The 25,073-nt window shown below is 69.9% G+C and carries 25 protein-coding genes; 9 read left to right on the top strand and 16 right to left on the bottom strand.

Annotation, left to right across the window (positions count from 1 at the left end; all coding sequences use genetic code 11):
* The first annotated feature begins 82 nt into the window (after nt 1-82).
* A complete protein-coding gene (locus KIK05_RS05095) occupies nt 83-1,435 on the top strand; it encodes an acetyl-CoA carboxylase biotin carboxylase subunit (RefSeq protein ID WP_214409383.1) in 1,353 nt (450 codons plus the stop codon).
* Between the two features lie 102 nt (nt 1,436-1,537).
* Nucleotides 1,538-1,750: a biotin/lipoyl-binding carrier protein gene (locus KIK05_RS05100; RefSeq protein ID WP_214409384.1), complete on the top strand. Its 213-nt coding sequence runs from the start codon at nt 1,538-1,540 to the stop codon at nt 1,748-1,750.
* A gap of 14 nt (nt 1,751-1,764) precedes the next feature.
* On the opposite strand, the gene KIK05_RS05105 is transcribed toward KIK05_RS05100, so the two are convergent.
* Nucleotides 1,765-2,145 (bottom strand): thioesterase family protein, encoded by a 381-nt coding sequence (locus KIK05_RS05105; protein WP_214409385.1) that lies wholly within the window; start codon nt 2,143-2,145, stop codon nt 1,765-1,767.
* A 103-nt stretch (nt 2,146-2,248) separates the two neighbouring features.
* On the opposite strand from KIK05_RS05105, the gene bsaP reads away from it, so the two are divergent.
* The gene (bsaP, locus tag KIK05_RS49680; RefSeq protein WP_443729116.1) at nt 2,249-2,449 is read left to right on the top strand and encodes a biotin synthase auxiliary protein BsaP; all 201 of its coding nucleotides are present in this window, start codon (nt 2,249-2,251) and stop codon (nt 2,447-2,449) included.
* A 131-nt stretch (nt 2,450-2,580) separates the two neighbouring features.
* Nucleotides 2,581-4,281 (top strand): serine/threonine protein kinase, encoded by a 1,701-nt coding sequence (locus KIK05_RS05110; protein WP_214409386.1) that lies wholly within the window; start codon nt 2,581-2,583, stop codon nt 4,279-4,281.
* A 40-nt stretch (nt 4,282-4,321) separates the two neighbouring features.
* On the opposite strand, the gene KIK05_RS05115 is transcribed toward KIK05_RS05110, so the two are convergent.
* The 5 genes from KIK05_RS05115 to KIK05_RS05135 form a co-directional block, all read right to left on the bottom strand.
* Nucleotides 4,322-5,968 (bottom strand): acetolactate synthase, encoded by a 1,647-nt coding sequence (locus tag KIK05_RS05115; protein ID WP_214409387.1) that lies wholly within the window; start codon nt 5,966-5,968, stop codon nt 4,322-4,324.
* Nucleotides 5,969-6,043: 75 nt separating this feature from the next.
* Nucleotides 6,044-7,042, bottom strand: coding sequence for a biotin synthase BioB (gene bioB / locus KIK05_RS05120; RefSeq protein ID WP_214409388.1), 999 nt, complete (start codon nt 7,040-7,042; stop codon nt 6,044-6,046).
* Between the two features lie 19 nt (nt 7,043-7,061).
* Entirely contained in the window at nt 7,062-7,778 is a 717-nt protein-coding gene (bioD, locus tag KIK05_RS05125) for a dethiobiotin synthase (RefSeq protein ID WP_214409389.1), read from the bottom strand.
* Between the two features lie 66 nt (nt 7,779-7,844).
* Nucleotides 7,845-8,588, bottom strand: coding sequence for a GntR family transcriptional regulator (locus tag KIK05_RS05130; RefSeq protein ID WP_214409390.1), 744 nt, complete (start codon nt 8,586-8,588; stop codon nt 7,845-7,847).
* A complete protein-coding gene (locus tag KIK05_RS05135) occupies nt 8,585-9,739 on the bottom strand; it encodes an 8-amino-7-oxononanoate synthase (protein ID WP_214409391.1) in 1,155 nt (384 codons plus the stop codon). The genes KIK05_RS05130 and KIK05_RS05135 overlap by 4 nt, the downstream gene beginning before the upstream one ends.
* Before the next feature lie 142 nt (nt 9,740-9,881).
* Here KIK05_RS05135 and KIK05_RS05140 point away from each other — a divergent pair, with 142 nt between their 5' ends.
* Entirely contained in the window at nt 9,882-11,339 is a 1,458-nt protein-coding gene (locus KIK05_RS05140; RefSeq protein ID WP_214409392.1) for a PAS domain-containing sensor histidine kinase, read from the top strand.
* A gap of 269 nt (nt 11,340-11,608) precedes the next feature.
* Here the strand turns inward: KIK05_RS05140 and KIK05_RS05145 are convergent, their stop codons facing one another.
* Complete coding sequence (locus tag KIK05_RS05145; protein WP_214409393.1) at nt 11,609-11,863, bottom strand: WhiB family transcriptional regulator; 255 nt, start codon at nt 11,861-11,863, stop codon at nt 11,609-11,611.
* A 287-nt stretch (nt 11,864-12,150) separates the two neighbouring features.
* On the bottom strand, nt 12,151-13,134 hold the full coding sequence (locus KIK05_RS05150) for a diacylglycerol/lipid kinase family protein (protein WP_214409394.1): 984 nt from the start codon (nt 13,132-13,134) through the stop codon (nt 12,151-12,153).
* A 60-nt stretch (nt 13,135-13,194) separates the two neighbouring features.
* Between KIK05_RS05150 and KIK05_RS05155 the strand changes: the two genes are divergently transcribed.
* Nucleotides 13,195-13,572, top strand: coding sequence for a hypothetical protein (locus KIK05_RS05155; protein ID WP_214409395.1), 378 nt, complete (start codon nt 13,195-13,197; stop codon nt 13,570-13,572).
* Nucleotides 13,573-13,602: 30 nt separating this feature from the next.
* On the opposite strand, the gene KIK05_RS05160 is transcribed toward KIK05_RS05155, so the two are convergent.
* From KIK05_RS05160 to sodN, 3 genes are all read right to left on the bottom strand, one after another.
* A complete protein-coding gene (locus KIK05_RS05160; RefSeq protein ID WP_214409396.1) occupies nt 13,603-14,403 on the bottom strand; it encodes an RNA polymerase sigma factor SigF in 801 nt (266 codons plus the stop codon).
* The gene (locus tag KIK05_RS05165) at nt 14,400-14,837 is read right to left on the bottom strand and encodes an ATP-binding protein (protein WP_214409397.1); all 438 of its coding nucleotides are present in this window, start codon (nt 14,835-14,837) and stop codon (nt 14,400-14,402) included. Before KIK05_RS05165 ends, KIK05_RS05160 begins: the two co-directional genes overlap by 4 nt.
* A 231-nt stretch (nt 14,838-15,068) precedes the next feature.
* Nucleotides 15,069-15,470: a superoxide dismutase, Ni gene (gene sodN / locus KIK05_RS05170; protein WP_214409398.1), complete on the bottom strand. Its 402-nt coding sequence runs from the start codon at nt 15,468-15,470 to the stop codon at nt 15,069-15,071.
* An 83-nt stretch (nt 15,471-15,553) separates the two neighbouring features.
* Between sodN and KIK05_RS05175 the strand changes: the two genes are divergently transcribed.
* Nucleotides 15,554-15,871 (top strand): S24 family peptidase, encoded by a 318-nt coding sequence (locus KIK05_RS05175; RefSeq protein WP_284681214.1) that lies wholly within the window; start codon nt 15,554-15,556, stop codon nt 15,869-15,871.
* 4 nt (nt 15,872-15,875) lie between these two features.
* On the opposite strand, the gene KIK05_RS05180 is transcribed toward KIK05_RS05175, so the two are convergent.
* A complete protein-coding gene (locus KIK05_RS05180) occupies nt 15,876-16,430 on the bottom strand; it encodes a CGNR zinc finger domain-containing protein (RefSeq protein ID WP_308249758.1) in 555 nt (184 codons plus the stop codon).
* A 460-nt stretch (nt 16,431-16,890) separates the two neighbouring features.
* Between KIK05_RS05180 and KIK05_RS05185 the strand changes: the two genes are divergently transcribed.
* A complete protein-coding gene (locus KIK05_RS05185; RefSeq protein ID WP_214409776.1) occupies nt 16,891-18,021 on the top strand; it encodes an NAD(P)-dependent malic enzyme in 1,131 nt (376 codons plus the stop codon).
* Between the two features lie 24 nt (nt 18,022-18,045).
* Here the strand turns inward: KIK05_RS05185 and KIK05_RS05190 are convergent, their stop codons facing one another.
* Entirely contained in the window at nt 18,046-18,357 is a 312-nt protein-coding gene (locus KIK05_RS05190) for a hypothetical protein (protein WP_214409400.1), read from the bottom strand.
* Nucleotides 18,358-18,539: 182 nt separating this feature from the next.
* Here KIK05_RS05190 and KIK05_RS05195 point away from each other — a divergent pair, with 182 nt between their 5' ends.
* Nucleotides 18,540-19,901, top strand: a complete 1,362-nt coding sequence (locus tag KIK05_RS05195) for an NsdA family TPR-like regulatory protein (protein WP_214409777.1) — start codon at nt 18,540-18,542, stop codon at nt 19,899-19,901.
* A gap of 93 nt (nt 19,902-19,994) precedes the next feature.
* Here the strand turns inward: KIK05_RS05195 and KIK05_RS05200 are convergent, their stop codons facing one another.
* The 3 genes from KIK05_RS05200 to KIK05_RS05210 form a co-directional block, all read right to left on the bottom strand.
* A complete protein-coding gene (locus tag KIK05_RS05200) occupies nt 19,995-21,071 on the bottom strand; it encodes a trypsin-like serine peptidase (protein WP_214409401.1) in 1,077 nt (358 codons plus the stop codon).
* A gap of 237 nt (nt 21,072-21,308) precedes the next feature.
* Nucleotides 21,309-22,385 carry a trypsin-like serine peptidase gene (locus KIK05_RS05205; protein ID WP_250562294.1) on the bottom strand — a complete coding sequence of 359 codons (1,077 nt, stop codon included), beginning with the start codon at nt 22,383-22,385 and terminating at the stop codon, nt 21,309-21,311.
* Nucleotides 22,386-22,716: 331 nt separating this feature from the next.
* Nucleotides 22,717-24,252, bottom strand: coding sequence for a trypsin-like serine peptidase (locus tag KIK05_RS05210; RefSeq protein WP_250562295.1), 1,536 nt, complete (start codon nt 24,250-24,252; stop codon nt 22,717-22,719).
* Between the last annotated feature and the right edge of the window lie 821 nt (nt 24,253-25,073).

Consider the following 25,073-nt stretch of genomic DNA (forward strand, 5'->3'; position numbering starts at 1 on the left):
CACGGGGGATCGGTGGTTTCGCGCGAAGGGCCCCAGGGACGCCCGAGTCATAGGGTGGTGAGCCGTCGAAGGGAGAGCGGCCGTGTTCGAAAGCGTCCTGGTTGCCAATCGCGGAGAAATCGCACGTCGGGTGATCCGCACGGTCAAGGCCATGGGCCTGCGCGCCATCGCCGTGCACTCGGAGGCCGACGCCGACCTGCCCTTCGTGCTCGAAGCCGACGAGGCGTTCCTGCTCGGCCCGGCGGCCCCGGCCCAGAGCTACCTCGACGTCGCCAGGGTGCTGGAGGCGTGCCGCGCGACCGGCGCGCAGGCCGTCCACCCCGGTTACGGCTTCCTCGCCGAGAACGCCGCCTTCGCCCGGGCCGTCATCGACGCCGGGCTCACCTGGATCGGGCCGTCCCCCGAGGCCATCGAGCGCATGGGCGACAAGATCAACGCGCGTAACCTCATGGAGCAGGCCGGCGTACCCGTGGCCGCGGGCACCCGCGAGCCGGTGAGCGAGCAGGCGCAGGCCCTCGCCGCCGCGGCCGAGATCGGCTACCCGGTCATGGTGAAGGCCGCCGGAGGCGGCGGAGGCATCGGCATGGGCGTCGCCCACGACGAGGCCGGGCTCGTCAAGGCCTTCGAGACCGCGGCCCGCGCCGCCGAGCGCTTCGGCGGGAAGACCTCCGGCGGGCCGGCGATCCTGCTCGAGCGCTACATCGAGCGGGCGCGGCACGTCGAGGTGCAGATCCTCGGGCTGGCCGACGGCACGGTCGTGGCGCTCGGCGAGCGCGACTGCTCGGTGCAGCGGCGGCACCAGAAGGTCGTCGAGGAGTCCCCGTCGCCCGGAATCACCCCTGAGCTGCGCGAACGCATGCTGGCCGCCGCCGTGCGGGCCGGAGAGGCGGTCGGCTACCGTGGCGCGGGCACGGTCGAGTGCCTGGTGGACGCCGACGCCCAGGATTTCGTGTTCCTCGAGATGAACACCCGGCTCCAGGTCGAGCACCCGGTCACCGAGCTGGTCACGGGCATCGACCTGGTCGAGCAGCAGCTGCTGATCGCGGCCGGCGAGCCGGTGTCGTTCTCCACGGCGACGCGGAGGCCCGGCGGGCACGCGGTGGAGTTCCGGATCTACGCCGAGGACCCCAAGCGGTTCTTCCCCGGGCCCGGCAAGATCGACGTCTGGGAGGAGCCGACCGGGCCCGGTGTCCGGCTCGACTCCGGATACGTCGCCGGGAACACCGTCACCCCCTTCTACGATCCGCTCATGGCCAAGCTGTGCGTCCACGGGGACACCCGCGAGGAGGCCCTGGCCAGGGCCCGCGAGGCCGTGGCGGCCTTCCGCGTCGAAGGACCCAAGAACAACCTCCCGTTCTTCGCCGAGCTGCTGGACGACCCGGAGTTCGCCGGCGGCGACTACGACACCGGGCTCGTGGCGCGGATGCGCGCGTGACGGCGGACGTCAGCGGTAGGCCCAAGCGGAGTTTCACCAGCGGGTGCGACGACGACCAGAGCCCTTCTGGGGCGATCAGATATTCAGTGAGGGGAGTTCCCGGTGGCGGAAGTACGCGCGGAGATGGTGGCGAACGTCTGGAAGATCGTCGTCGCCGAGGGTGACAGCGTCAACGAAGGTGACACGCTGGTCATCCTGGAGTCGATGAAGATGGAGATCCCGGTGATCGCCGAGGACGCCGGTGTCGTGACCGGGATCAAGGTGGCCGAGGGCGACGTCATCCAGGAGGGCGACCTGATCGCCGTCATCGAGTAGCCCCGCGAGGATCGTCAGCCGGTGAGGCCCGACAGGAAGCGCTCGCGGTCGACCACGACGCGTTCGATGGTGGCGGTGGCCACCGTGCGGGTGCGGTCGCGCGCGGTGACCTCGAAGACCAGGCGGCGGCCGTCGACCTCCACGAGCTCGGCGACGACCTCGACGTGCGTGCCGACGGGGCTCGCGGCGCGGTGCTCCAGCGTGACCTTCGTGCCGACCGACGTCTGCCCGGGAGCCAGGTGGTCGCGCACCGCCCGCACGGTCGCGGCCTCCGCGACGGCCAGCAGCCGCGGCGTGCCCAGCACGGGGACGTCGCCGCTGCCCACCTTGATCGCGGTGTCGCTCCTCTCGACCATGATGAGGACTTCGGCGCGCAGACCAGGCTCGATCGTCATGCGGGCAAGCCTATTGGGCGGGCGTACGGCACGACCGTCCCCAGTTGGCTTTTCGCGTGGTCTGCGACCACCTTCGCCGGATGGGCGGCCTTGGTGGGGAACGATGCAATACGCTTTTGGCGTGAGCCCGTACTGCGACCACTGCGGACGTCTCGAGGGAGACGGCGACCACTCCGCATGCCATGCCGCGCGGCTCATGGAGCCACCTCGCCACTGCCCGGCGTGCGCACGCCGGCTGGTGGTGCAGGTGACGCCGCGGGGGTGGTCCGCCCGCTGCGTCGAACACGGCGTGACGGTTGGCTGACACCCCGAGGCGAACCGTGCGACCACAGGGTTTTGTGACCCCGGCGTGATCCGGCCGCGACACAAATCCGCTTTGTTGGAGAACTCTGGGGTGACGTCGGCCTGGACGGAAAAGGGGTAAGCGGGGGAGAGATGGTGGCCCAAGGGACCACGCTGGCGGGACGTTACCGGCTTGACGTCCGCCTCGGCGCCGGTGGGATGGGCGAGGTGTGGCGTGGTGAAGACACCGTCCTGGCTCGCACCGTCGCCGTCAAAGTGTTGTTACCAGGCCGGATGGACGATCCCGGGTTCGCCGCCCGCTTCCAGGGGGAGGCGCGGTCGATGGCCACCATCAACCATCCGGGTGTCGTCGACGTCTACGACTACGGCGTGAGCGACGTGCCGGGGGCCGGGCCGACCGCCTATCTCGTGATGCGCTTCGTCGACGGTGAGCCGCTCGACCGGTTGCTGACCAGGCTGACCCGCATCGCCCCCGAGCCCGCCATGGAGCTCATCGCGCAGGCCGCCTCGGCCCTGCAGGCCGTGCACGATCGCGGCATCGTGCACCGCGACGTCAAGCCCGGGAACCTCTTGGTCCGCCCGGACGGCACGCTCGTCCTCACCGACTTCGGCATCGCCCGTGCCGACACCGCCAGCCGGTTGACCGACGCCGGCATGGTGCTCGGCACCGCCGCCTACTGCGCGCCGGAGCAGGCCGAGGGTCAGCCGGTGACCCCCGCCGTCGACCTGTACGCGCTCGGCGTGGTCGCCTACGAGTGCCTGGCCGGATACCGGCCCTTCGACGGCGACACCCCGGTCACAATCGCGTTGAAGCACATCCGCGAGCAGCCGCCGCCGCTGCCCGCCGACGTGCCTCCCGCCGTGCGTCACCTGGTGGAGCGGGCGCTGGCCAAGGATCCCGGGAGCCGCTGGCACAGCGCCGCCGAGATGAGCGTGGCCGCGCGCCAGGCCATGCGCGGCGAGACCGGGGCGGTCGCGGCCGTCAGCGGGCTGACCGGCATGGTCTCCTCGGCACCCACCGCCGGTCACGCCGCCCCGATCGCGGCGCCGGAGACCGGCTCCCACGCGGCGAGTCCGTCGTGGAGCGAGGGCCACACCGCCCCGTCCACCCCGACGCCGCCGCCGTACATCATGCCCACGGCGGCCTCGGAGACCGGCGCCCATGCGCCCCCTCCGACCGACGTCGCGCCGCCGCCCGCCCCGCGTGGCTCCCGCCGCCGGGCCGCCGCCCCCAGACGCGGCAGGGCCGGGATCGTCGCCGCCGTGATCGCCGTCGGCGCCCTGCTGGGCGGTGGGGGCGCCGTGGTGTACAACCAGGTGGCCAGCGCCGGAGCGCAGACCCCGGAGGTGAGCCCCTCGGTGTCGGAGGGGCCCAGCGAGAGCCCGAGCGGCCCGAAGCACACCCCGAAGACTCGTCCTCCAAAGAAGACCACTCCTCCGCCCGAGGAGCCGGCGACCCTCCCCACCAGGACGAGCGAGTCCACCCCGACGCCGACGGACGACACCGAATCTCCCGACCCGTCGAAGAGCCCGAGCCCGTCGCCCAGCCCGACCGTCACCAAATCTCAGGCGACCAAGAAGGTCGTGCCGATGGTGAGGAACCTGACCCAGCAGCTCGCGCAGAACAAGCTCAAGGCCGCAGGATTCAAGGTCAAGGTCGACATCAGCGGCGAGCCGAGCAGTGAGGGCTGCACCCGCGTGCTGGACCAGAACCCGGAGCCCGGCACCTCGTGGCCGACCGACCGTCTCGTCACCATCGTGGTGGAGCAGGGCCTCTCCTGCGGGGAGGAGAGCCCGTCCCCGACGCCGACGCCGACCCCCTCGGCCAGCTGACCGTCCCGGGCCGCGACCCCGTCGCGGCCCGGGTGCGAGGTCAGATGCCGGTGGTGGTGCGCGGGTAGGCGATCTGCGGGTCGGTGGCGACGTTCACCATGTACGGCACGCCGGAGTCGAACGCGCGGCGCAGCGCCGGCCCGATCTCGGACGGCGAGGTGACCAGCTCGCCGGCGCCGCCGAGCGCGGCCACCACCTGGTCGTACCTGCACTGCGGCTGCAGCTCGGCCGCGACGTCGTACCCGTACAGCATCTGCATCGGGTGCTTCTCCAGGCCCCACATGCCGTTGTTGCCGCAGATCATCACCACGGGCAGCTTGTGGCGCACCAGCGTGTCGACGTCCATCAGCGAGAAGCCCGCGGCTCCGTCGCCGAGCAGGAGCACCACTTGCGAGGAGGGGCGGGCGATGCGGGCGGCGATGGAGTAGCCGAGGCCGGTGCCGAGGCAGCCGTACGGCCCGGGGTCGAGCCAGCAGCCGGCCCTGCGCGGCTCGATGTACTTCCCGGCGTACGACACGAAGTCGCCGCCGTCGCCGATCACCACGGCGTCGTCGTCGAGGAGCCGGTTGAGCTCGCCGTAGACGCGCATCGGGTGGATCGGGTCGGCGTCGGAGGCCAGCAGCTCGGCGTCGTCCGCGATGGCGGCCCTGGACGCCTCCGCGAGCGTGGCCACCCACCTGGAGTAGGACTTGGGGGACACCCCGGCCTCCGTGCAGGCCGTCGACAGGCCCCAGAACAGCAGGGAGAGGTCGGCGGCGGTGGAGGCGGCCGTGCCGACGTGCGTGGCCAGCTGCGACGGGGCGTCGGCCAGGTGGACGACCCTGGCCAGCGGGGCTCCGTCCCTGCCGCCGAACAGGCCGTAACCGAGACGGAAGTCGAGCGGGGTGCCGGCGACGATCACCAGGTCGGCCTGCGAGAACGCCATGCCGCGCGCCCGGGTGACCAATAGCTCGTGCCCGGCGGGGAGGATGCCGCGGCCCTGCCCGTTGGGGATCACCGGCAGCTGCCAGGCCTCGGCGAAGTCGCGGGCGGCCTCCTCGGCGCGGTCCATCCAGACGTCGGAGCCCAGCACGAGCACGGGCCGCTCGGCCTCGGCGATCAGCCGGGCGATGATGGCGAGGGCCTCGGAGTCGGGCTCCAACGGGGACGGCGTGAGCGTCTCGGCCTTGTGCTCGGGGGACGGCGAGAACAGGTGGTCCATGAAGAAGTCGAGGAACACCGGGCCGCGGTGCGGGGCGATGGCCGTGCGGAAGGCCATCTCGACGTCCTGGCCGATGGAGTCGGCGCCGCCCGCGGTGAACGACAGCTTGGTGATCGTCTCGAACAGCGGGGGATGGTCCATCTCCTGCAGGGCCCCCGAGCCCCACCGGGACGCCGGGGCGCGCCCGCCCATCACCACGACCGGCGAGCCGTTGTAGTGGGCGGTCGCCACACCGCTGACCCCGTTGGTGATGCCCGGCCCGGCCGTCAGCACCGCGAGGCCGGGTTGTCGCGTCAGCCGCGCCGTGGCCTCGGCGGCGAACACCGCGCTCTGCTCGTGCCGCACATCGACGATGCGCATGTTCTCGTGGACGGCCCCGTCGTAAAGGGGGAAGACGTGGCCGCCCGACAAGGTGAACATGACGTCGGCACCGTAGGCCCGTGAGACGGCGACCGCGACGTCGCCGGCGTGCTTTGCAGACTCCATGACGTGAACTTACCTTCTCCGTCCCCGGTCAATCCTTGAGCCCTCGTTCGGGCTGGTCAAGGGGCGACTTTAGGCTCAGAGAGTCGGCGAGAGGGCCTTGATGGGCATCTTGAGATCTGCCAGGAGCTCCAGGTCGCGTTCGGGGGAGCGGCCGAGGGTGGTGAGGTAGTTGCCGACGATGATGGCGTTGACGCCGCCCAGCATGCCCTCGCGGGTGCCGAGGTCGCCCAGGGTGAGCTCACGCCCGCCGGCGTACCGCAGGATGGTGCGCGGCAGCGCCAGCCGGAAGGTCGCGATGGTCTTCAGCGCCTCGCGTCCCTCGACGAGCGGGTAGGTCGCGAACGGCGTGCCGGGCCGGGGGTTGAGGAAGTTAAGCGGCACCTCGTCGGGGGCGAGCTCGCCGAGCTGCGCGGCGAACTCCGCCCGCTGCTCCCGGGTCTCGCCCATGCCGATGATGCCGCCGCAGCAGAGCTCCATGCCGGCCGCGCGGACCATCTCGCAGGTGCGCCACCGCTCGTCCCAGGTGTGGGTGGTCACCACCGCGCCGAAGTGGGAGCGCGCGGTCTCGAGGTTGTGGTTGTAGCGGTGGACGCCCATCTCGGCCAGCTCGTCCACCTGCTCCTGGGTGAGCATGCCGAGGGAGCAGGCGACGTTGATCTCGACGGCCTCGCGGATGGCCGCGACGCCCTCGCGCACCTGGTTCATCAGGCGGCGGTCGGGGCCGCGCACGGCGGCGACGATGCAGAACTCCGTGGCGCCCGTCGCGGCCGTCTCGACGGCCGCCCGGACGAGCGAGGGGATGTCGAGCCAGACCGAGCGGACGGGGGAGTCGAACCGCCCCGACTGGGAGCAGAAGTGGCAGTCCTCGGGGCAGCCACCGGTCTTCAGGGAGACGATGCCCTCGACCTCGACCTCGGGGCCGCACCAGGTCATGCGGACCTCGTGGGCCAGGGCCAGCAGGTCGGGAAGGCGGTCGTCGGGCAGTTCGAGGCACTCCAGGGCCTGACCGGCCGTCAGGCCGCGGCCTTCCCCGAGCACCTGGACCCGGGCGGTCTCCAGGATGTCCACGCTCATGCTCCCCTCGCCGGTTGCGTCACAGACTTAGGGTTGCCCGGAAGCGCGAAGGGTCGAAACCGCCCCCGAGCACCGGGCTCAGACCGTCGTGGGCCAGGCGGTTGAAGGCGGCCCGGTCGAGCGACGCGGCGCCCTCGGGGAGCGCTCCGGCGAGCGGACGGGCCGCCAGCGTCTCCAGGTCGGGCACGTTGCTGCGTTCGGCGAGGCCGGGGTCGCGCGGCCAGGAGCCGATCACCAGGCCCGCGAGGTCGAGTCCCCGCCCGGCGAGCGCCTCGAGCGTGAGCGCGGTGTGGTTGAGCGTGCCGAGCTCGGCCCTGGTGACCACCAGGACGGGGGCGCGCAGCAGGCGGGCCAGGTCGGCGATCGTGGCGCCGTCCTCGTCGAAGCGGACGAGCAGCCCGCCCGCCCCCTCGACCAGCACCAGGCGGTGGGTCTCGGCCAGCTCGCGCACCCGCTCGGCCGCGTCCGTCAGGGAGACCGGCGGCAGGCCGGACAGGCGGGCGGCCGCGGCGGGGGACAGCGGGTCGGGGAAGCGAGCGAACTCGAACGTCGTGGTCACCCCGGACAGCCGGATCACCTCGTCGAGGTCCCCGGGCTCGCCGGCTTCGACCCCGGTCTGCGCGGGTTTGACGACGGCGACCGGGACCTTCCGTTCCAGCGCCAGCGCGGCGACGGCGGCGGTCACGACGGTCTTGCCCACCCCGGTGTCGGTGCCGGTGATCACCAGAACGCTCACCGGACCCACCCTAGAGGGCCGAGACGCGAAGATCACGATTCTCGGTCGCAGGTGGGTCCGGGACGGTCAGCGTCGCGGGTGGTCGGCCTCCGGGGGTCTGCGCAGGCGGGTGACGAACTTGTACCTGTCGCCCCGGTAGAGCGACTGGGCCCACTCGACGGGGTTCCCCTCGGCGTCGAAGGCGTGCCGGGTGAGCAGCAGCATCGGCAGGCCGACGTCGACGCCGAGGATCTGCGCGTCGTACGGCGTGGCCAGCACCGTCTCGATGATCTCCTCGGCGTCGGTGAGCTGGACGTTGTAGGCGTTGTGCAGCGTCTCGTACAGCGAGGAGTGCACCTCGAGCTCGCGGCGCAGCCGGGAGAAGCGGCGGGCCGACAGGTGGGTGGTGTCGATCGACATCGGCTCGCCGTTGGCCAGGCGCAGCCGGTGGATGCGCAGGACCCGCCCGCCCGGGTTGATGCACAGGCGCCGGGCGAGCGTCTCGTCGGCGGTGATGTAGCTGATGTCGAGGATCTTGGTGTCGGGTTCGAGGCCGACCTGGCGGAGATCTCCGGTGTACGACGTCAGCTGCAGGACCTGGGCGACCTTGGGCTGGGCGACGAAGGTGCCCTTGCCCTGGATGCGCAGCAGGCGTCCCTCGATGACGAGCTCGGTGAGGGCCTGGCGCACGGTCGTGCGGGAGGTCTCGAAGCGCACGGCGAGAGCACGCTCGGGCGGCAGCGCCGCCCCGGCGGGCAGAGACTTGGTGAGTTCCAGCAAGTTACGTTTGACGTCGTAGTACTTGGGAATCCGGGGAGAATCTTCCGTCACACGTTCACCTTCATCTCGGCCACTGCGGTGAGCGCCCGTCCGATCACCGCGAGATCATCCGAACTCAGATTGGCCCGTGCGGTCAACCTCAGACAAGACCGGCCGGACGGCACCGACGGCGGGCGGAAGCAGCCGCCGCGCACACCGTGCTCGGCCAGCACCTCGGCGGCGCGCAGCGCGGCGTCCGGAGGGCCGAGCACGACCGGCACGACGGCCGCGGCCGGGTCCGTCGCGGGCAGTCCGTGGCCGGCGGCCGCGCGGGCCAGCGCCGAGGCGTTCTGCCGAGCCTGTCTTGGCAGCTCAGGATGGTCGCCAACGATATCAAGCGCGGCGAGTGCCGCCGCTACGGCGGAGGGTGCCAGGGCGGTGTCGAAGATGAACGGTCTTCCCGTGTCGACCAGGGCGTCCACCACCTCTGGCGCGGCCAGCACGGCGCCGCCCTGCGACGCGAGCGATTTGGACAGTGTGACGGTTATCACAACCTCGGGCGCCCCGGCCAGCCCCGCGGCGTGTACCGCCCCCTGCCCGTGATCGCCGACGACCCCGAACGAGTGCGCCTCGTCGACCACCAGCAGCGCCCCGTGCCGTACGGCCGCCGCGTGCAGTGCGGCCACGGGCGCGAGGTCGCCGTCCACGGAGAAGACCGCGTCAGTGACGACGACGGCGTGCTCCTCGGCACGGCCGGCCAGCGCCTTCTCCACCGCGTCGACGTCCCCGTGCGGGGTGACCGTCACGCGCGCCCGGGACAGGCGGCAGGCGTCGATGATCGAGGCGTGGTTCCGCGCGTCGCTCACCACGAGCCCGCCCGCGCCGAGCGTGGCGATCACGGCCAGGTTGGCGAGGTAGCCGGAGGAGAAGACCAGCCCCCGGGCGGCGCCGGTGAAGGCGCACAGGCGCTCCTCCAACTCGGCGTGGAGCGCCGTGGAGCCGGTGACCAGGCGTGACCCGGTGGAGCCCGTGCCCCACCGCTCGGTGGCCCGTACGGCCGCCGCGACCAGCCGCTCGTCCCGCGCGAGGCCGAGGTAGTCGTTGGAGGCCAGGTCGATCATTCCGTCGTGGTCGGGAGTGCGCGGGCGCAGGGCGCGTCTCAGCCCGGCCGCCTCGCGTACGGCGGCGGCCGCGCGCAACCGCGCCAGAGGGTCAGTGATCATGGCCTCATCTCGGCTCGGCGGCCCCGCTCGCCGGACGCTCCACGTGGTGACAGGGCACGCCTCTCGTGCTCCACCCGAGAATCTTCCCAGCAGCCCGGCAGTCGATTCGCTTTGGGCGGTGGTTAGCACGCATGATGCAGACGTGCCGACTCTCAGCGACCTGGTTGCCCGTCATACCACGCTCGATCCCGCGGACCTCGAGTGGATGCACTCGCTCGTCTCCGACTGGCAACTGCTCGCCGACCTGTCCTTCGCCGACCTCATCCTGTGGATCCCCCTGCGCGACGAGTCCGGGTGGGTGGCCGTGGCCCAGATGCGGCCGACGACCGGCCCGACGGTGTACCACGACGACGTCGTCGGCACGATCGTGGCGGCCGGGGAGCGCCCGCTGATCGACACGGCGTGGAAGGAGCACCGCATCTGCCGCGAGGGCGACCCCGACTGGTCGAGCGGGGTGCCGGTGCGCGAGGAGACCATCCCGGTGCGGCGCGACGACCACTATGTCGCGGTGATCCAGCGCTCCACCAACCTCTCGTCGGCACGCACTCCCTCCCGGCTGGAGCTGACCTATCTGCAGAGCGCGTCCGATCTGGCGCAGATGGTCTCGGAGGGTCGCTTCCCCTTCCCTGAGGAGGGGCCCATCCTCGTCCGCTCGCCGAGGGTGGGCGACGGGCTGCTGCGGCTCGACCGGGCGGGCCGGGTGACGTACGCCTCGCCGAACGCCCTGTCGGCCTACCGCCGCCTCGGGCTGAACGCCGATCTGGTGGGGAGCGAGCTGGGCAAGACCACCGCGGCGCTGTGCTACTCCGACGAGCCGATCAACGAAGACCTGATGCTCGTGGCGAGCGGCCGCACGCCGAGGGAGACCGAGGTGGAGGCCGGCGCGAACGTCGTGCAGCTCCGGGCGATCCCCCTGATCGTCGGCGGCGGGCGCATCGGCGCTCTGGTGCTGATCAGGGACGTCACCGAGCTGCGCCGCCGCGAGCGCGAGCTGATGACCAAGGACGCCACGATCCGCGAGATCCACCACCGGGTCAAGAACAACCTCCAGACCGTGGCGGCCCTGCTGCGGCTGCAGGCGCGGCGGCTGCGCGTGCCGGAGGGCCGTGAGGCGCTGGAGGAGGCCGTGCGCCGGGTCGGCTCGATCGCGATCGTCCACGAGACCCTGTCGCACACGCCCGAGGAGAACGTCGACTTCGACGACATCGCCGACCGCGTGATCGCGATGACCGGCGAGGTGTCGGCGGCGAACGTCATGCCGCGCCGGGTGGGCAGCTTCGGCATGCTCCCGGCGATGATCGCCACTCCGGTGGCGATGGTGCTCACCGAGCTGCTGCAGAACGCCGTCCAGCACGGGTTCGCCTACGGCAGCGGCACGATCAAGGTGATCGTCTCGCGCACCGAGGAGCGGCTCGACGTCACGGTCGCCGACGACGGGCAGGGGCTGCCGGAGGGGTTCGACCTCGACGCGGCCACGAGCCTCGGCCTGCAGATCGTGCGCACGCTGGTGGTGGGGGAGCTGTCGGGGCGGTTGGCGGTCAAGCCGCGTCAGGGCGGGGGCACGGAGGTCTCCATGACCATTCCGGTGCAGCCCGCGTAGTGGCTCCGCCGACCCCGGTGGGGCATCTTGTCAGAGGGGTGCTCTATCGTCTACAGCAGTGCCCATCGGGGTGCTGATCTCGACGACGGGGGGTGTCGGTGACCGTTTCCGCGCGCTGTGACGCCCGGCCATCGCACAGGGCGATGCCGGGCGTGTCGTTCCGTACGCCGCGACGCTGGGGCGATGCGGACAGCGTGCGTGGATCTCGCGGGTCTTCCGGGAGCGGTCTCGGGGTCCGCCGGCTCGACGCGAGCCGGAAACGCGATGGGTCAGACCGCCGCGCGGGCGCGGGCGCGGGCCGTGCGGCGCTTCAGGGCGCGGCGCTCGTCCTCGCTCATGCCGCCCCACACACCGGCGTCCTGGCCGGACTCGATGGCCCACTTCAGGCAAGGCTCGACGACCGGGCAGCTGCGACAGACCTGCTTGGCCTCTTCGATCTGCATGAGTGCCGGGCCGGTGTTGCCGATCGGGAAGAACAGCTCGGGGTCCACGTCACGGCAGGCAGCGCGGTGGCGCCAGTCCATGCGTTCCACTCCTTCTCAGGTGGAGCCTGCGGCTCCGTCCGGGTGACGGATGTTTGTGAACTCTTTCACTAACAAGAGCGAACTTTTGCCTGGGCCTTAGGGTTGGGGGTCCAGAAGCTCGTGTGATCGCCGCAGACCTTTGAGGAACATGTGTGGATCCTCAAACGTCCTACGTTCCGACGTCGTGTTGAGCTTTTCAGGCATGCCCAGGTCACGCAAGAGGTTTGGGAGAACGTTTTGCCTGATATGGCTGTCGTATGCATCACACTATGACGGGATGTGAGCGTTTAGACCAGAACTTGTAACGCCGCTGGGACTGACCGGAAAGTCACCTGCTCCCGCTCGCCGAGGTAGTCGCCGTCCAGCTGGAACGCCATGGGCCGCCGCGCCCGGAACGTGAACTCACTCTCGTCGTGCAACTGCACCAGGTGCCCGCCCTTCGGTAGCCCCACCTGCTCCCCGACGATCTGCCTGACGAGCCGCAGCATCGCCACGACCCCCATGCGCCGCAGCCCGAGCAGGTCGAGACCGGTGTCGAAGCCCGCCCAGGGCGTGGGATTGATCGGCCGGTGGCCGGCGTACGTCCACGGCGCGGTGTTGGAGATGATCGCCATGAAGATGCCGTCGACGGGGCGCTTGTCCGGGCGCTCCAGCCGCAGGGCCGGGTGGTGGCGGTCGGTCATGAAGTAGTGGCGCAGCGCCGTGTGGATGTAGCGGTGCGGAGACGCCTTGTAGCCCGCGCCGCGCAGGCCCTCGACGGCCCGCACGACCTCGGCGTCGTACCCGAGACCCGCACAGAACGTGAAATAGCGACTGTTGCTGCCTTCTAGCCCCGTATGGAAGCCTTCGTCCGAGTTCTGCAGCGCGCCGTCGTCCCAGCTCGCCTGGCCGAGACTCAGCGTACGGCGGCGGCCCTCCCGGATCGCCTCCAGCACCGCGCCGGTCGCCTCCACCGGGTTGTTCGGCAGCCCGAGGGAGCGGGCGAAGACGTTCGCGCTGCCGCCCGGGATCACGATCAACGCCGGGCGCGCCTGCCGGTCGCCGTTCATCATGCCGTTGACGGCCTCGTTGATCGTGCCGTCACCGCCGAGGACCGCGATCGCGTCGAACCCCTTCTCACGGGCCGCCGCCGCCAGCAGGGCCGCGTGCCCGCGGTACCCGGTCTCCTCCACCGACAGCTCCACCGCCGCCCCGAGCGCGCGGACGAGGACGTCCCTGGTGCGACGGTTCGTCGAGGTCGCCTTGGGGTTGAACAGGAGGAGTGCGCGCATGTCGCCCAGCGTATCCACCGGTCGGAGACCCGCGACGTCCGTCCAGTAGGGTGACCGGATATGTCGAACCGTCCGGTGACCCTGACCATCGCGGCCGCCGTCCTCGCGCTGGAAGGCGTCGTCGCCGTCCTGCTCGGCGGCTACGCCGGGTTCGAGACGATAGTCGGCCGGCCCGTCGATGTGAGCAGTTCCATAGCCCTGTCGGCCTTCGGCGTCGTCGTCGGCGCGGGCCTGCTGGCGGTCGGCTGGGGCCTGCTGCGCGTCGCCCGCTGGGCCCGCGGCCCCGGCGTGGTCACCCAGATCTTCACCCTGCCGGTGGCCGTCTCGCTCGTCCAGTCCGGGCAGTGGCTGCCCGGAATCCTGCTGATCGTCCTGGCGCTGGCCGGCCTGGGGACGCTGCTGGCGCCCGCGACGACGCGCGCGCTCATCGAGCAGTGACTCCACGGCCCCGCAGGGCCGGGAACGCGGTCAGTCCTCGGCCGTGAGGCCCTCGCGCAGCTGCGCCAGTGTGCGGGCGAGCAGACGCGAGACGTGCATCTGGGAGATGCCGAGCTCGGTCGCGATCTGCGACTGTGTCATGTTGCCGAAGAAGCGCAGCAGCAGGATGCGCTTCTCGCGAGGTGGCAGTCTCTCGAGCAGCGGCTTGAGCGACTCTCGGTATTCGACGCCCTCCAGCGACTCGTCGACGATGCCGAGCGAGTCGGAGACGGCCGGCGCGTCGTCGTCGCCGGAGTCGGGGGCGTCGAGCGAGACGGTGGAGTAGGCGTTGGCGGACTCCAGGCCCTCCAGCACCTCTTCCTCGCTCATCTGCAGGTGGGCCGCGAGCTCGGCCACCGTCGGCGCCCGGCCCTGACGCTGGGACAGCTCGCTTATGGCCTTGGTCAGCGAGAGCTTGAGCTCCTGCAGGCGCCGCGGCACCCGCACCGCCCAGCCCTTGTCGCGGAAGTGCCGCTTGATCTCGCCCACGATGGTCGGCGTGGCGTAGGTCGAGAACTCCACGCCCCGGGCCAGGTCGAAGCGGTCGATCGACTTGATCAGGCCGATCGTGGCGACCTGCGTGAGGTCGTCGAGCCACTCGCCCCGGTTGCGGAACCGGCGGGCGAGGTATTCGACCAGCGGGAGGTGGAGCTCGACCAGCTCGTCGCGGATGCGCTGGCGGCGCGGGTCGTCGGGCGCGAGCTCGGCGAGCTCACCGAACAGCCCGCGCGCCCGCACCCTGTCGGGGACGGTGCTGTCGCTGCCAGCCACTGCGCGGGTCTTCTCGGTCACGGCAGCCTCGCAGAGCCTCGACGCTTGTGCAGCACGATGGCCATGCGGTCGGGAGAGTCGGTCTCGGCTTCGACGTCGTCGGCGAGCGCGGTGAGCACCATCCAGGCGAAGTCGTCGCGCTTGGGCTCGGCCTGCCCCACCGTGCTGACCTCGACCCGGACGATCATCTCCTGGCCCGTCAGCTCGAACTCGGCGGTCAGGTCGGTGCCGGGCACGGCGTGGCCCAGCAACATGGCACATGCCTCGTCGACCGCGATACGGAGATCCTCGATCTCGTCGAGCGTGAAGTCGAGCCGTGCCGCGAGCCCCGCGGTGGCCGTACGCAGCACGGACAGGTAGGCACTGGCAGCGGGAAGCCGCACGCTGACCGCGTCACGGATCCCCGTGATGCCGTCAGGAATGCCCTCGGCGCGCGTCGCTGTCTCGTCGGTCACGTTCCTCCTCGCACAGAGCTGCTGATTAGCAACTTACCGCCCCGTGTCCCCTGTTGGAGGACTGGGACGCGCCGATAGTCGTGATCTTGCGGAAATGCGGCCCGCCCGCCTGGTGTCCGGCTGACCTTCCCTTGGCGTCCGGTTTGGGCCGCGCGGGCCTTCGGCCCCACGATAAGCCGCTGGCCCCGCGCGATCGAGCGACCGCGCGAGGCCAGAAAGGGGCTGCAAGGCTCAGGCGGCCTTGGTCTCCCAGAAGATCTTCGAGATTTCGTCGATCTTCCCCAGCAGCTCGTCGGCCTTGCTCACGTCGACCGTGCCCTTCGCGCCGGCCGCGCCCGCGAGCTTGGTGGCGTCCCAGAACAGCCCGTGGAGCTGCGGGTACTGCTCGAGGTGCGGCGGCTTGAAGTAGTCGGTCCAGAGCACCCAGAGGTGGTGCTTGACCAGGTCGGCACGCTCCTCCTTGATGGTGAGGGCGCGCGCGCGGAACACGGGGTCGTCGTTGTCGGCGTACTTCTGCATGATCGCCTTCACGGACTCCGCCTCGATGCGAGCCTGGGCGGGGTCGTAGACGCCGCAGGGGAGGTCGCAGTGCGCGGAGGCGACATGGCCGGGCCGCAGCAGTCGTGCGAGCATCGGTTTCCTTCCTTGATGCTGATTAACAGGCAGCACTATCCGGTTCCCAACTTACTAGCCGACAATCCCGGAAGCAGAGGGGGATGTGGTTCATGAGGGTCCGCGTCGAAGGGGAGTCGATGCTGCCCGTCCTGCGCCCCGGGGACTGGCTCGTCGTCCGCCGCGGCGCGGAGGTGCGGCCGGGTGATCTCGTGGTCGCCAGACTGCCCGGCGACCACTCCCGGCTGATCGTCAAGCGCGCCGCGTGGCGGGAGGGGGACGGCTGGTGGCTGGAGAGCGACAACCAGCGCGCGCCCGGGCGCAAGGACAGCTGGGACTTCGGGGCGGTACCGGCGTCGCTGCTGGTGGGGCGGGTCGTCCTGCGCTACTGGCCGTTCGGCCGGGGCCTGCGGCCGCGGTGAGCCTTCAGCCCGCCCGGCCGGTCAGGTCGCGGCGGCGCGCGCGGTAGGCGGCCACGTTCGCCCGGCTGGCGCAGCGCTCGGAGCAGTAGCGCCGGGAGCGGTTGGAGGAGGTGTCGAGGTAGGCGCGCCGGCAGGGCGGCGCCTGGCAGGTGCCGAGCCGGTCGACGCCGAGCTCGGTGACGAGCGCCGTGAGCCCCATGATCGCGCCGGCGGCGTACTCGTCGGAGAGCCGGCCGCCCTCGGTGAGGTGCAGGTGCCAGCGCTGCCCGTCGTGCCGGGAGATCTGCGGGTGTACGGGATGCCGGGTCAGCAGCGCGTTCAGGAGGGCGACGGCGTCCTCTTCGTCGTGACGGGCGGCGGCGGCGAAGACCGCGGCCAGGGCGCGGCACAGCTCCCGCAGGGCCTGGAGATCGGCCTTGGTGAGGCGGCCGGCCTGCGCGGCGCGGCCCGCCTCGGCGAGGAACCGCCGGGCGCCTTCCAGGGAGTCCAGCGCGTCTTCGTTGTTGACCAGCAGCACCGCGAGTTCCGCGTACGAGGTCAGGTCCACGTGGAATTCCACCGGTGTAAGAGACGACTCGGGATATCGAGTATTACACGAAAGCGGACCCCGGGACGGGGACAACAGAGGTTCCGCACAGCGCTACGGGTCCGGCGGTGAGAGGTCCCGGGTACAGGTGGGGGTATCGAGGCGTAGAGCTCCGGGTATGTGCTGGTCAGGGGGATCGGTGGTGATATGGGCGGGTTGATGCGCTCGTCGCCGGCGGACTCGCGGTTCTGTGGCCAAAGCGACACTGGCAGGCGTCTCGACATGTGGCACAATCAAGCAACGGGTGACCCCCGTACCCCCGAAAGAGACGACCGTCAACGACGACGGCCGCCGGGCGGCTACAGAAGCCTGGGCCTTCGCTCGCCATGCGGCGTCTACCGAAGGAATCCGTCGCTACGACACAGGGGTCGCTGTGGCAGTCACGCCGTTCTCCGCTTCACTCGAATCACTTGATCTCGATCCCGTCTTCGCCATGCACCGCGGGGGCAAGCTCGAGGTCCGCTCCACCGTGCCGGTCCGCGACGCGGCCGACCTGTCCCTCGCCTACACACCGGGCGTCGCCAGGGTCTGCACCGCCATCGCCGATCAGCCCGACCTCGCCGCCGAGTACACCTGGACCTCCAATGTGGTCGCGGTCGTCTCCGACGGCACCGCCGTCCTCGGCCTCGGCGACATCGGGCCCGCCGCCGCCATGCCCGTGATGGAGGGCAAGGCACTGCTGTTCAAGGAGTTCGCCGGCGTCGACGCCGTCCCGATCTGCCTCGACTGCACCGACGTCGACGCGCTGGTCGAGACCGTCGTGCGGCTCGCCCCCTCGTTCGGCGGGGTCAACCTGGAGGACATCAGCGCGCCGCGGTGCTTCGAGGTCGAGGACCGCCTGCGCGAGATCCTCGACATCCCGGTCTTCCACGACGACCAGCACGGCACCGCCATCGTCGTGACCGCCGCGCTGAAGAACGCCGCCCGCCTCACCGGGCGGTCGCTCGGCGAGCTGCGCGCCGTGGTCGCGGGCGCCGGAGCCTCCGGCGTGGCCGTCACCCGGATGCTGCTGAACGCCGGCATCGGCGACATCGCCGTCTCCGACTCCAAGGGCATGATCTACGCCGGCCGTGAGGGGCTGAACCCCTTCAAGGAGGCGCTCGCCCGCGACACCAACAAGGCGGGCCACACCGGCTCCACCGAGGAGGCCCTCGCCGGCGCCGACGTCTTCATCGGCCTGTCCGGGTCCACCCTGCCGGAGGAGGCCGTCGCCTCCATGGCCGGCGACTCGATCGTCTTCGCCCTGTCGAACCCGACGCCCGAGATCCACCCGGACGTCGCCCGCAGGCACGCCCGCGTCGTCGCCACCGGCCGCTCCGACTTCCCGAACCAGATCAACAACGTGCTGGCGTTCCCGGGCGTGTTCCGCGGCGCCCTCGACGTGCGCGCCTCCACGATCACCGAGAACATGAAGGTCGCCGCCGCCGAGGCGCTCGCCGCGGTGGTCGGCGCCGACCTGTCGGCCGGCTACGTCATCCCGAGCCCCTTCGACCAGCGGGTCGCCCCCGCGGTCATCGAGGCGGTCGCGACCCAGGCCCGCCTCGACGGCGTGGCCCGTAAGTAACCTCTCCCGGCAGGCCCGCCACGCTCACGCCTGGCGGGCCTGCGGCATGTCCACGGCGCCCTGGCCGAGGTGTGGCCGCGACCAGAGCACGGTGCCGTCCCACAGCCGTACGGCCACCAGGCGCCCGTGCGCGAGCCGCTCCCGCGGCGCCAGATGGGACGGATCGAGCCGCACGCGCGTGACCTCCGCCCATGCGGAGGTCCCCCGCGGCAGCTCCGCGAAGGCCGCCTGAACCCGTTCCACGGCGAGCTTCTCGGTGGCCGTGACCCCGCACACAGACCGGCCCGAGTCATCGCCCGTGTAGACATCCCAGTCGAAAAGCCTTTCCTTCGCCATGAGGTACCGCTCCTGGGGTCAAGTCTTGGGAATTCGCACGCGCCGTCACTCATCGTGCTATAACAAAAACCCTCCGTTACCTGTCGGGGCAAGGGTGTGCACGAAGGGCGTATGTGTGCGCAGGGGGCTTGCGGCAGCCGGAGTGCCAGACACACCGTCCGCGTAGTCCTCCTGGGGTGGCGATGCAACGCGAGCCGAACCTTCTGTTCCGGCGCCTCGTCGGCGAGGCCGCCTTCTCGCACAAAGGGCTGGCCCGCAGGCTGAACGACCTCGGGGCCGCGCGGGGCCTGAAAGGGCTGAGGTACGACCACAGCTCGGTGCTGCGGTGGATGGCGGGCCAGCAGCCGCGCGACCCGGTGCCGGCGCTGCTCGCGGAGATCTTCGCTCTGCGACTCGGCCGGCCGATCACCCCTGACGACCTCGGAATGGCGGGGGGAGCCACGCCCCTCGATCTCGGGCAGCAATTCACTCACTCGTGGCAGGAGGGTGTCGAGACGGTGACAGCACTATGGAGGGCGGACATGGAAAGGCGCAGGTTCCTGCTAGATTCCGCCTTCGCCGTCGGAGCGGGCTCGGCCGGAGCCCTGCGCTGGCTGACCTCTCCCATGGAGAGCAGGCCCGAGGCCGGTGGCTCGCGCAAGGTCGGCTCCGCCGACATCGCCGCCATCCGGGAGGTGACGCGGTCGTTCGGCGAGCTCGACAACCGCTTCGGCGGGGGCCGTGTGCGCTCCGCCGTGGTGAAATACCTCGACTCGGCCGTCGCCCCGCTGCTGAAGGACGGCACGTACGGCGAGGCCACCGGCAGGGCGCTGGCGTCCGCCGCGGCCGAGGTGACCCGCCTGGCCGGCTGGATGGCCTACGACCTCGAGCAGCACGGCCTGGCGCAGCGCCACCTCATCCAGGCGCTCAGCCTGGCGCGAGGCGCCGGCGACCACGGCTTCGGCGGGGAGATCCTCGCCGGCATGGCACACCAGGCCATCTACATAGGTCAGCCGCGGCACGCCCTCGACCTCGCCAGGGCGGCCCAGTTGTCCGCCCGCCGCGCCGAGGTCCCGCCCCTGCTCGCCGAGGCGTACGTCCTGGAGGGGCACGCCCACGCGGCGCTCTCCGACGGCGCGGCCTGCGCGGCCGCGCTCCACCAGGCCGATCTCGCCTTCGACCGGCGCAGGGCGGGGGAGGAGCCCGAGTGGATCCGCTACTTCGACGAGGCGTACCTCGCGGCGAAGTACGCCCACTGCTTCCGCGACCTCGGGGACGGGCCGCAGGCCGTCCGCTACGCGCGCCGCTCGCTCGACATGGACGGGCGGTACGTCCGGGGGCGCATGTTCAACCTGACCCTGCTCGCCTCGGCCCACGCGCTGTGCGGTGATGTCGAGCAGGCCTGCGAGGTGGGGGCGTCCGCGCTCGACCTCGCGGCCGGGCTGCAGTCGGTGCGTACGCGGTCGTACGTCGCCGACCTGCGCAAGCGGCTCGAGCCGCTCGTCAAGGAGCCCGCGGTCGCCGCGCTCGTGCGGCGCAGCCACGAGCTGGCGCCGGCGGCGTGAGCTTCTGTCTCCGCGCCCGTGCACTTCCGGCGTCCTGAAAACGACGCGGGGCCCGGCACTGGCCGGGCCCCGCGAAGTGGATCTTACCCCTCGTTACCGGATCGAGCCGGACCAGAGGTTGGCGGCCTTCTTGTAGACCGCGTAGGTCTCGCTGTCGAAGTACGGCGAGGTGCTGAAGTCGTACCGGCCGTTGCCGTCGGCGTCACCGATGAGGCTGGTCACACCGTTGACGTAGCCGAGACGCTTGGTGCTGCTGTACTTGCTGATCCACGGACCGCCGGCGGCGCCCGCGGTCATGGAGCACTTGATGGCGATCTGGGCCTCGGCCTTGTAGGCGGCCGAGACGGCGGCGGGCTTGGTCTTGCCGTAGCACCACTTCGGCGTCACACCGGTGTACGGCTTGTCGCCGTCGGGGTGCGGGCCGGCGGGGTAGCCGAAGGCGTAGACCGGCTGGCCGATCTTCTGGTTCCAGGCGAAGCCCTGGCCGCCGACGTTGTCACCGAGGCGGCCGGCGTCCTTCCAGGTCCGCACGTCGATGCCGTTGTAGACCGTGACGAAGGCGTAGTCGCTGTCGTAGTCCTCGTACACGGCGAAGTCGTAGTGCGTGTAGGCCGACTTGCCGACGTAGATGCCCCAGGGCGCCTTGCCCTGGTAGTAGCCGGGGACGAACACCCAGTGGTCCAGCGTCTCGCGGTTGGAGTCGGTGTCGTAGACGCAGTGGCCCGCGGTGGCGACCAGGTTGCGGTACTTCGCCTGGATCGACGAGGCGGAGCACCAGTACGGCTTGCCGTCGACCCGGAAGAACACCTTGCCGATGGTGCGCGGCAGGTTGACGTTCTTCACCTTGGTCGGGGTGACCTTCTCCTGGCCGATCGGCGGCACGGTGCCGGTCTTGCCGTCGGGAGCGGCGTCGCTCCCGCCGAACTTGACTTTGCCCTTTACCGAGTCGTCGTTGTGGTACCGCGTGGCGGCCTTGAGCTGCTTGCCGCCGTTGGCGGACCAGAATTTGGCGGTGTCGTTCGCCTTGGCCTTGCTGGAGGCGAGGGTGACGTTCGTCGGCTGAGGCTTGGCCGAGGCCGCAGCGGACGAGGTGAGGGACGCGCCGATCATGCCGGTGGCGGAGACGGCGACGCCGAGGGGGAGGATGAGGCGCTTTGCTCGGGAATTCATAAGACTCCTCTTGTTCTGACAAAGGGCATCACTTATGCCCCATGCGTCCCAAAGGGGATGTCTTCGAGCCTATGCGCTTTCTTTACCTCCTCCATATGTTCGAGCCCGATAAACGGACATTCGGGCATTTATCGGGATTTACGGCAAGGGGAGTATCACCATGCGGTGAGGTTGAATGTGAAGAGGGACCCGGCTTCCGCCGGGCCCCTCTTGATCCTCACGCGATGGCTACTCGGCTCACTTGCCGATCTTGCCGGACCAGAGGTTCTGGGCCGCGGAGTAGATCGAGTAGGTCTCGCTGTCGAAGTACGGCGAGGTGGCGAAGTCGAAGCGGCCGTTGCCGTCGCTGTCGCCCACGAGGCTGGTCACACCGTTGATGTAACCGAGACGCTTCGTGCTGCTGTACTGGGCGATCCAGGGGCCGCCCGACGCGCCGGCGGTGAAGGAGCACTTGATGCCGATCTGCGCCTCGGCCTTGAACGCCGAGACGGCGCCGGCCGCGGCGGTCTTGCCGTAGCAGTACTTCGGCGTGAGGCCGGTGTACGGCCTGTCGCCGTCGGGGTGCGGGCCCGCCGGGTAACCGAAGGCGTAGACGGCCTGGCCGATCCTCTGGTTCCAGCTGAAGCCCTGGCCGCCGACGTTGTCGCCGAGACGGCCGACGTCCTTCCAGTTGGCGTCGACACCGTTGTAGACGGTGACGAAGGCGTAGTCGCTGTCGAAGTCCTCGTAGTTGGCGAAGTCGAAGTGCGTGTAGGCCGACTTGCCGACGTAGTACCCCCACGGCGCCTTGCCCTGGTAGTAGCCAGGGATGAACACCCAGTGGTCGAGGGTGTCACGGTTGGCGTCGGTGTCGTAGGCGCAGTGACCCGCGGTGGCGACCAGGTTGTGGTACTTGCCCTGGATGGAGGAGCCGGAGCACCAGTACGACTTGCCGTTGAGCCAGAAGAACACCTTGCCGATGGTGCGCGGCAGGTTGACGTTCTTGACCGTGGTCGGGGTGACCTTCTCCTGGCCGATCGGCGGGACGGTGCCGGTCTTGCCGTCGGGGGCGGCGTCGCCGCCACCCAGCTTGATCTTGCCGCTGGTGGCCGCGTCCTCGTTGTAGTTGGCGGCGGCCTTCAGCAGCTTGCCACCGTTGGCGGACCAGAACTTGACCGTGGACAGGGCGGCGGCCTTGCTGGTGGCCATGCCGTCGGACGCCGGGGCGGCGGCGGCCGAGGCGGCCGCACTGCCGGCGAGGGAAGCAGCGATCATGCCGGCGGCGACGGTGGCGCCACCGAGAGGGAGCACGAAGCGCTTGACTCGGGTGTTCAATGAGACTCCTTGTTCTGCCGCAGGAGGTGACTCCTGCCCCACTGACCCCAAAAGGGACAGTAAGAACCTATCGGTCTGATCATGAAATATGGGCCGCGAAGCTCGTCAGCGAGTCGCGGACGCGGGCCCACAGGACGTCCGGGAAGGCGCCCACGCGCGGGGCTGCCGTCCCAGGTGGAAACGGTCCAACGATCTCGGCGGCCGGATGCGGGCCGGTTTACCGCTGCGGCGCGATGTGACGTATCTCACTGCCGATCGTGTAAACCGTTTCGTAAAACGGGCAGGACCCGGCACGGATGCCGGGTCCTGCGTTGCGCTGCTGGCTCTGACGTCAGGCCTTGGTGATCAGGTCACCGTCGGAGGCGACGATCTTGCCGGACCAGAGGTTGGCGGCCGACTTGTAGATCGAGTAGGTCTCGCTGTCGAAGTACGGCGAGGTGCTGAAGTCGATCCGGCCGTTGGCGTCGGCGTCGCCGATGAGGCTGGTGACACCGTTGATGTAGCCGAGGCGCTTGGTGCTGCTGTACTTCAGGATCCACGGAGCACCGGAGGAGCCGGCGGTCATGGAGCACTTGAGGCCGATCTGGGCCTCGGCCTTGAAGGCGGCGGCGGGCTTGGCGGCGAAGGTCTTGCCGTAGCACCACTTCGGCGTGACACCGGTGAACGGCTTGTCACCGTCGGGGTGCGGGGCCGCGGGGTAACCGAAGACGTAGACCGGCTGGCCGATCTTCTGGTTCCAGGTGAAGCCCTGGCCACCGACGTTGTCGCCCAGGCGACCGGCGTCCTTGTAGTACTCGATGTAGTAGACGGTCTTGAAGTACTTGGTGGCCGCCGTCTTCTGCACCTTGTACGCGAGGTAGTAGTGCGTGATGGTGTAGGCGGAGTCTTCGATCTTCTTGTAGCCGGGACCGGTGTACGCGTTGTACGTGGTCTCGTCGACGATCTCCTTGCGCGTCAGCTCCGGAGCCTGCTGGAAGTTCTGGTCGCTGCCGGCCTTCGGCGCCTTGTCGAACTCGTCCTTGGTGACTTCCTTGTTCGCGGTCACCGCGTCCTTGGTGACCCAGGGGACGACCTTCTCGGTGCCGGCGTCCTTGGTGAAGACGGGAGCCTTGTCGCCGAACTCGTCGACGAGCTTCTTGTACTCCTCGGCCGTGATCTCCACGTCTTTGGCGTACTTGTAGCCCTGCCACTTGTCGAAGGTGTCCTTGGTGACCTGCTTCTCACCGGCGTAGCTGATGCCGTTGTAGACGGTCACGAAGGCGTAGTCGCTGTCGTAGTCCTCGTACACGCCGAAGTCGTAGTGCGTGTAGGCGGCCTTGCCGACGTAGATGCCCCAGGGAGCCTTGCCCTGGTAGTAGCCCGGGATGAACACCCAGTTGTCCATGGCGCCGTTCTGGACACCCTCGTCGAAGACGCAGTGCCCGGCGGTGGCGACCAGGTTGTGGTACTTGGACTGGATGGAGGACGCGGAGCACCAGTACTCCTTGTCGCCCACCGTGAAGAAGACCTTGCCGATGGTCTTCGGCAGGTTGACGTTCTTGACCTTGGTCGGGGTGACCTTCTCCAGGCCGATCGGCTGGACGGTGCCGGCCTTGCCGTCAGGCTTCGCGTCGCCGCCGCCGAGCTTGACCTTGCCCGAAACCTGCTGGTCGCCCTTGTACTGCTCGGCGCCCTTCAGGGCTGCGCTGCCCTTGTCGGTCCAGAAGTTGGCCACCTTCTGCGCGCTGCTGGCGGAGGCCAGGGAGACGACCTTCTTGGTCGGCGCGGTCGCGGCGTTTGCCGAGGTGACCAGGGTGGCGCCGATCATGCTGGTGGCGGCGATGGCGCCACCGAGGGGGAGGGCGAGACGCTTGACTCGGGTGTTCAAGGAAACTCCTTGGTCTGTCGTGGAACGCAATCGGCGTCCCATGCGTCAGTAAAGGGATAACCATGAAGATACTGAGTCGATCTCCGCTTGTGGGGACGATTCTGGGTGAATTTTGGCCTCGGCGACGCTGTGACCTCTTCGTGACCATCGTTCTCGGCCGCTGACTGCCGCAGAAATTTGGCCAGATTCCGCTTTACTCCCAGTTCAGGGCGCCTGTGTACCTAGCGGTTCTTCTGTGACCTCTGGGGCCTGGTGGCATACTCGGCGAGCATCAATGTGACACACATCACACGAACTCGGTGGAGCCAAACCGGGGGCTCGCTACGTCTAAGCGGACCCACATCGATCGAGCCGCCGGCCTGAGTCGCCTCTCGGCGTACCGGGGGCGAGATTTTTCGTACTCTCCGCGACCTTTGGGGACGCGGTGTGAGTGACGGCCGCCTTGGGATGGTCTCTCGTCGTGCCCGGGGAGGCCGCCTGAGCCTCTGGGGCCGCCCGGCGGATCTTCGTGCGGCATGATCGTGGCGAGCCACCGTCGGACGCGAGAGGGGCGCGGATCGCGTTCCGCGGCTGGCCACCCCGGAGGAGCCCCGGTCGGCCGGTCGGTTTTCGTGTACGTTTACAGCCTTTTTAGCCAGTTATCAGAGCTTTAGGAAGAAAAGCGAAAATAGGGACTGGTTGCCGCCTATGCAGCGGAAATCTCCTGTGGGACATCTCTGTCAGGGTGCTACGAAGTCTGGACGATGCGCGGGTACCTGGGGCCGGAGGAAGCGCAAGCACTTCCTGACACACGAACAGGGCCCGGCACTGGGTGCCGGGCC

Source organism: Sphaerisporangium fuscum (assembly GCF_018531465.1).
GTDB lineage: Bacteria > Actinomycetota > Actinomycetes > Streptosporangiales > Streptosporangiaceae > Sphaerisporangium > Sphaerisporangium fuscum.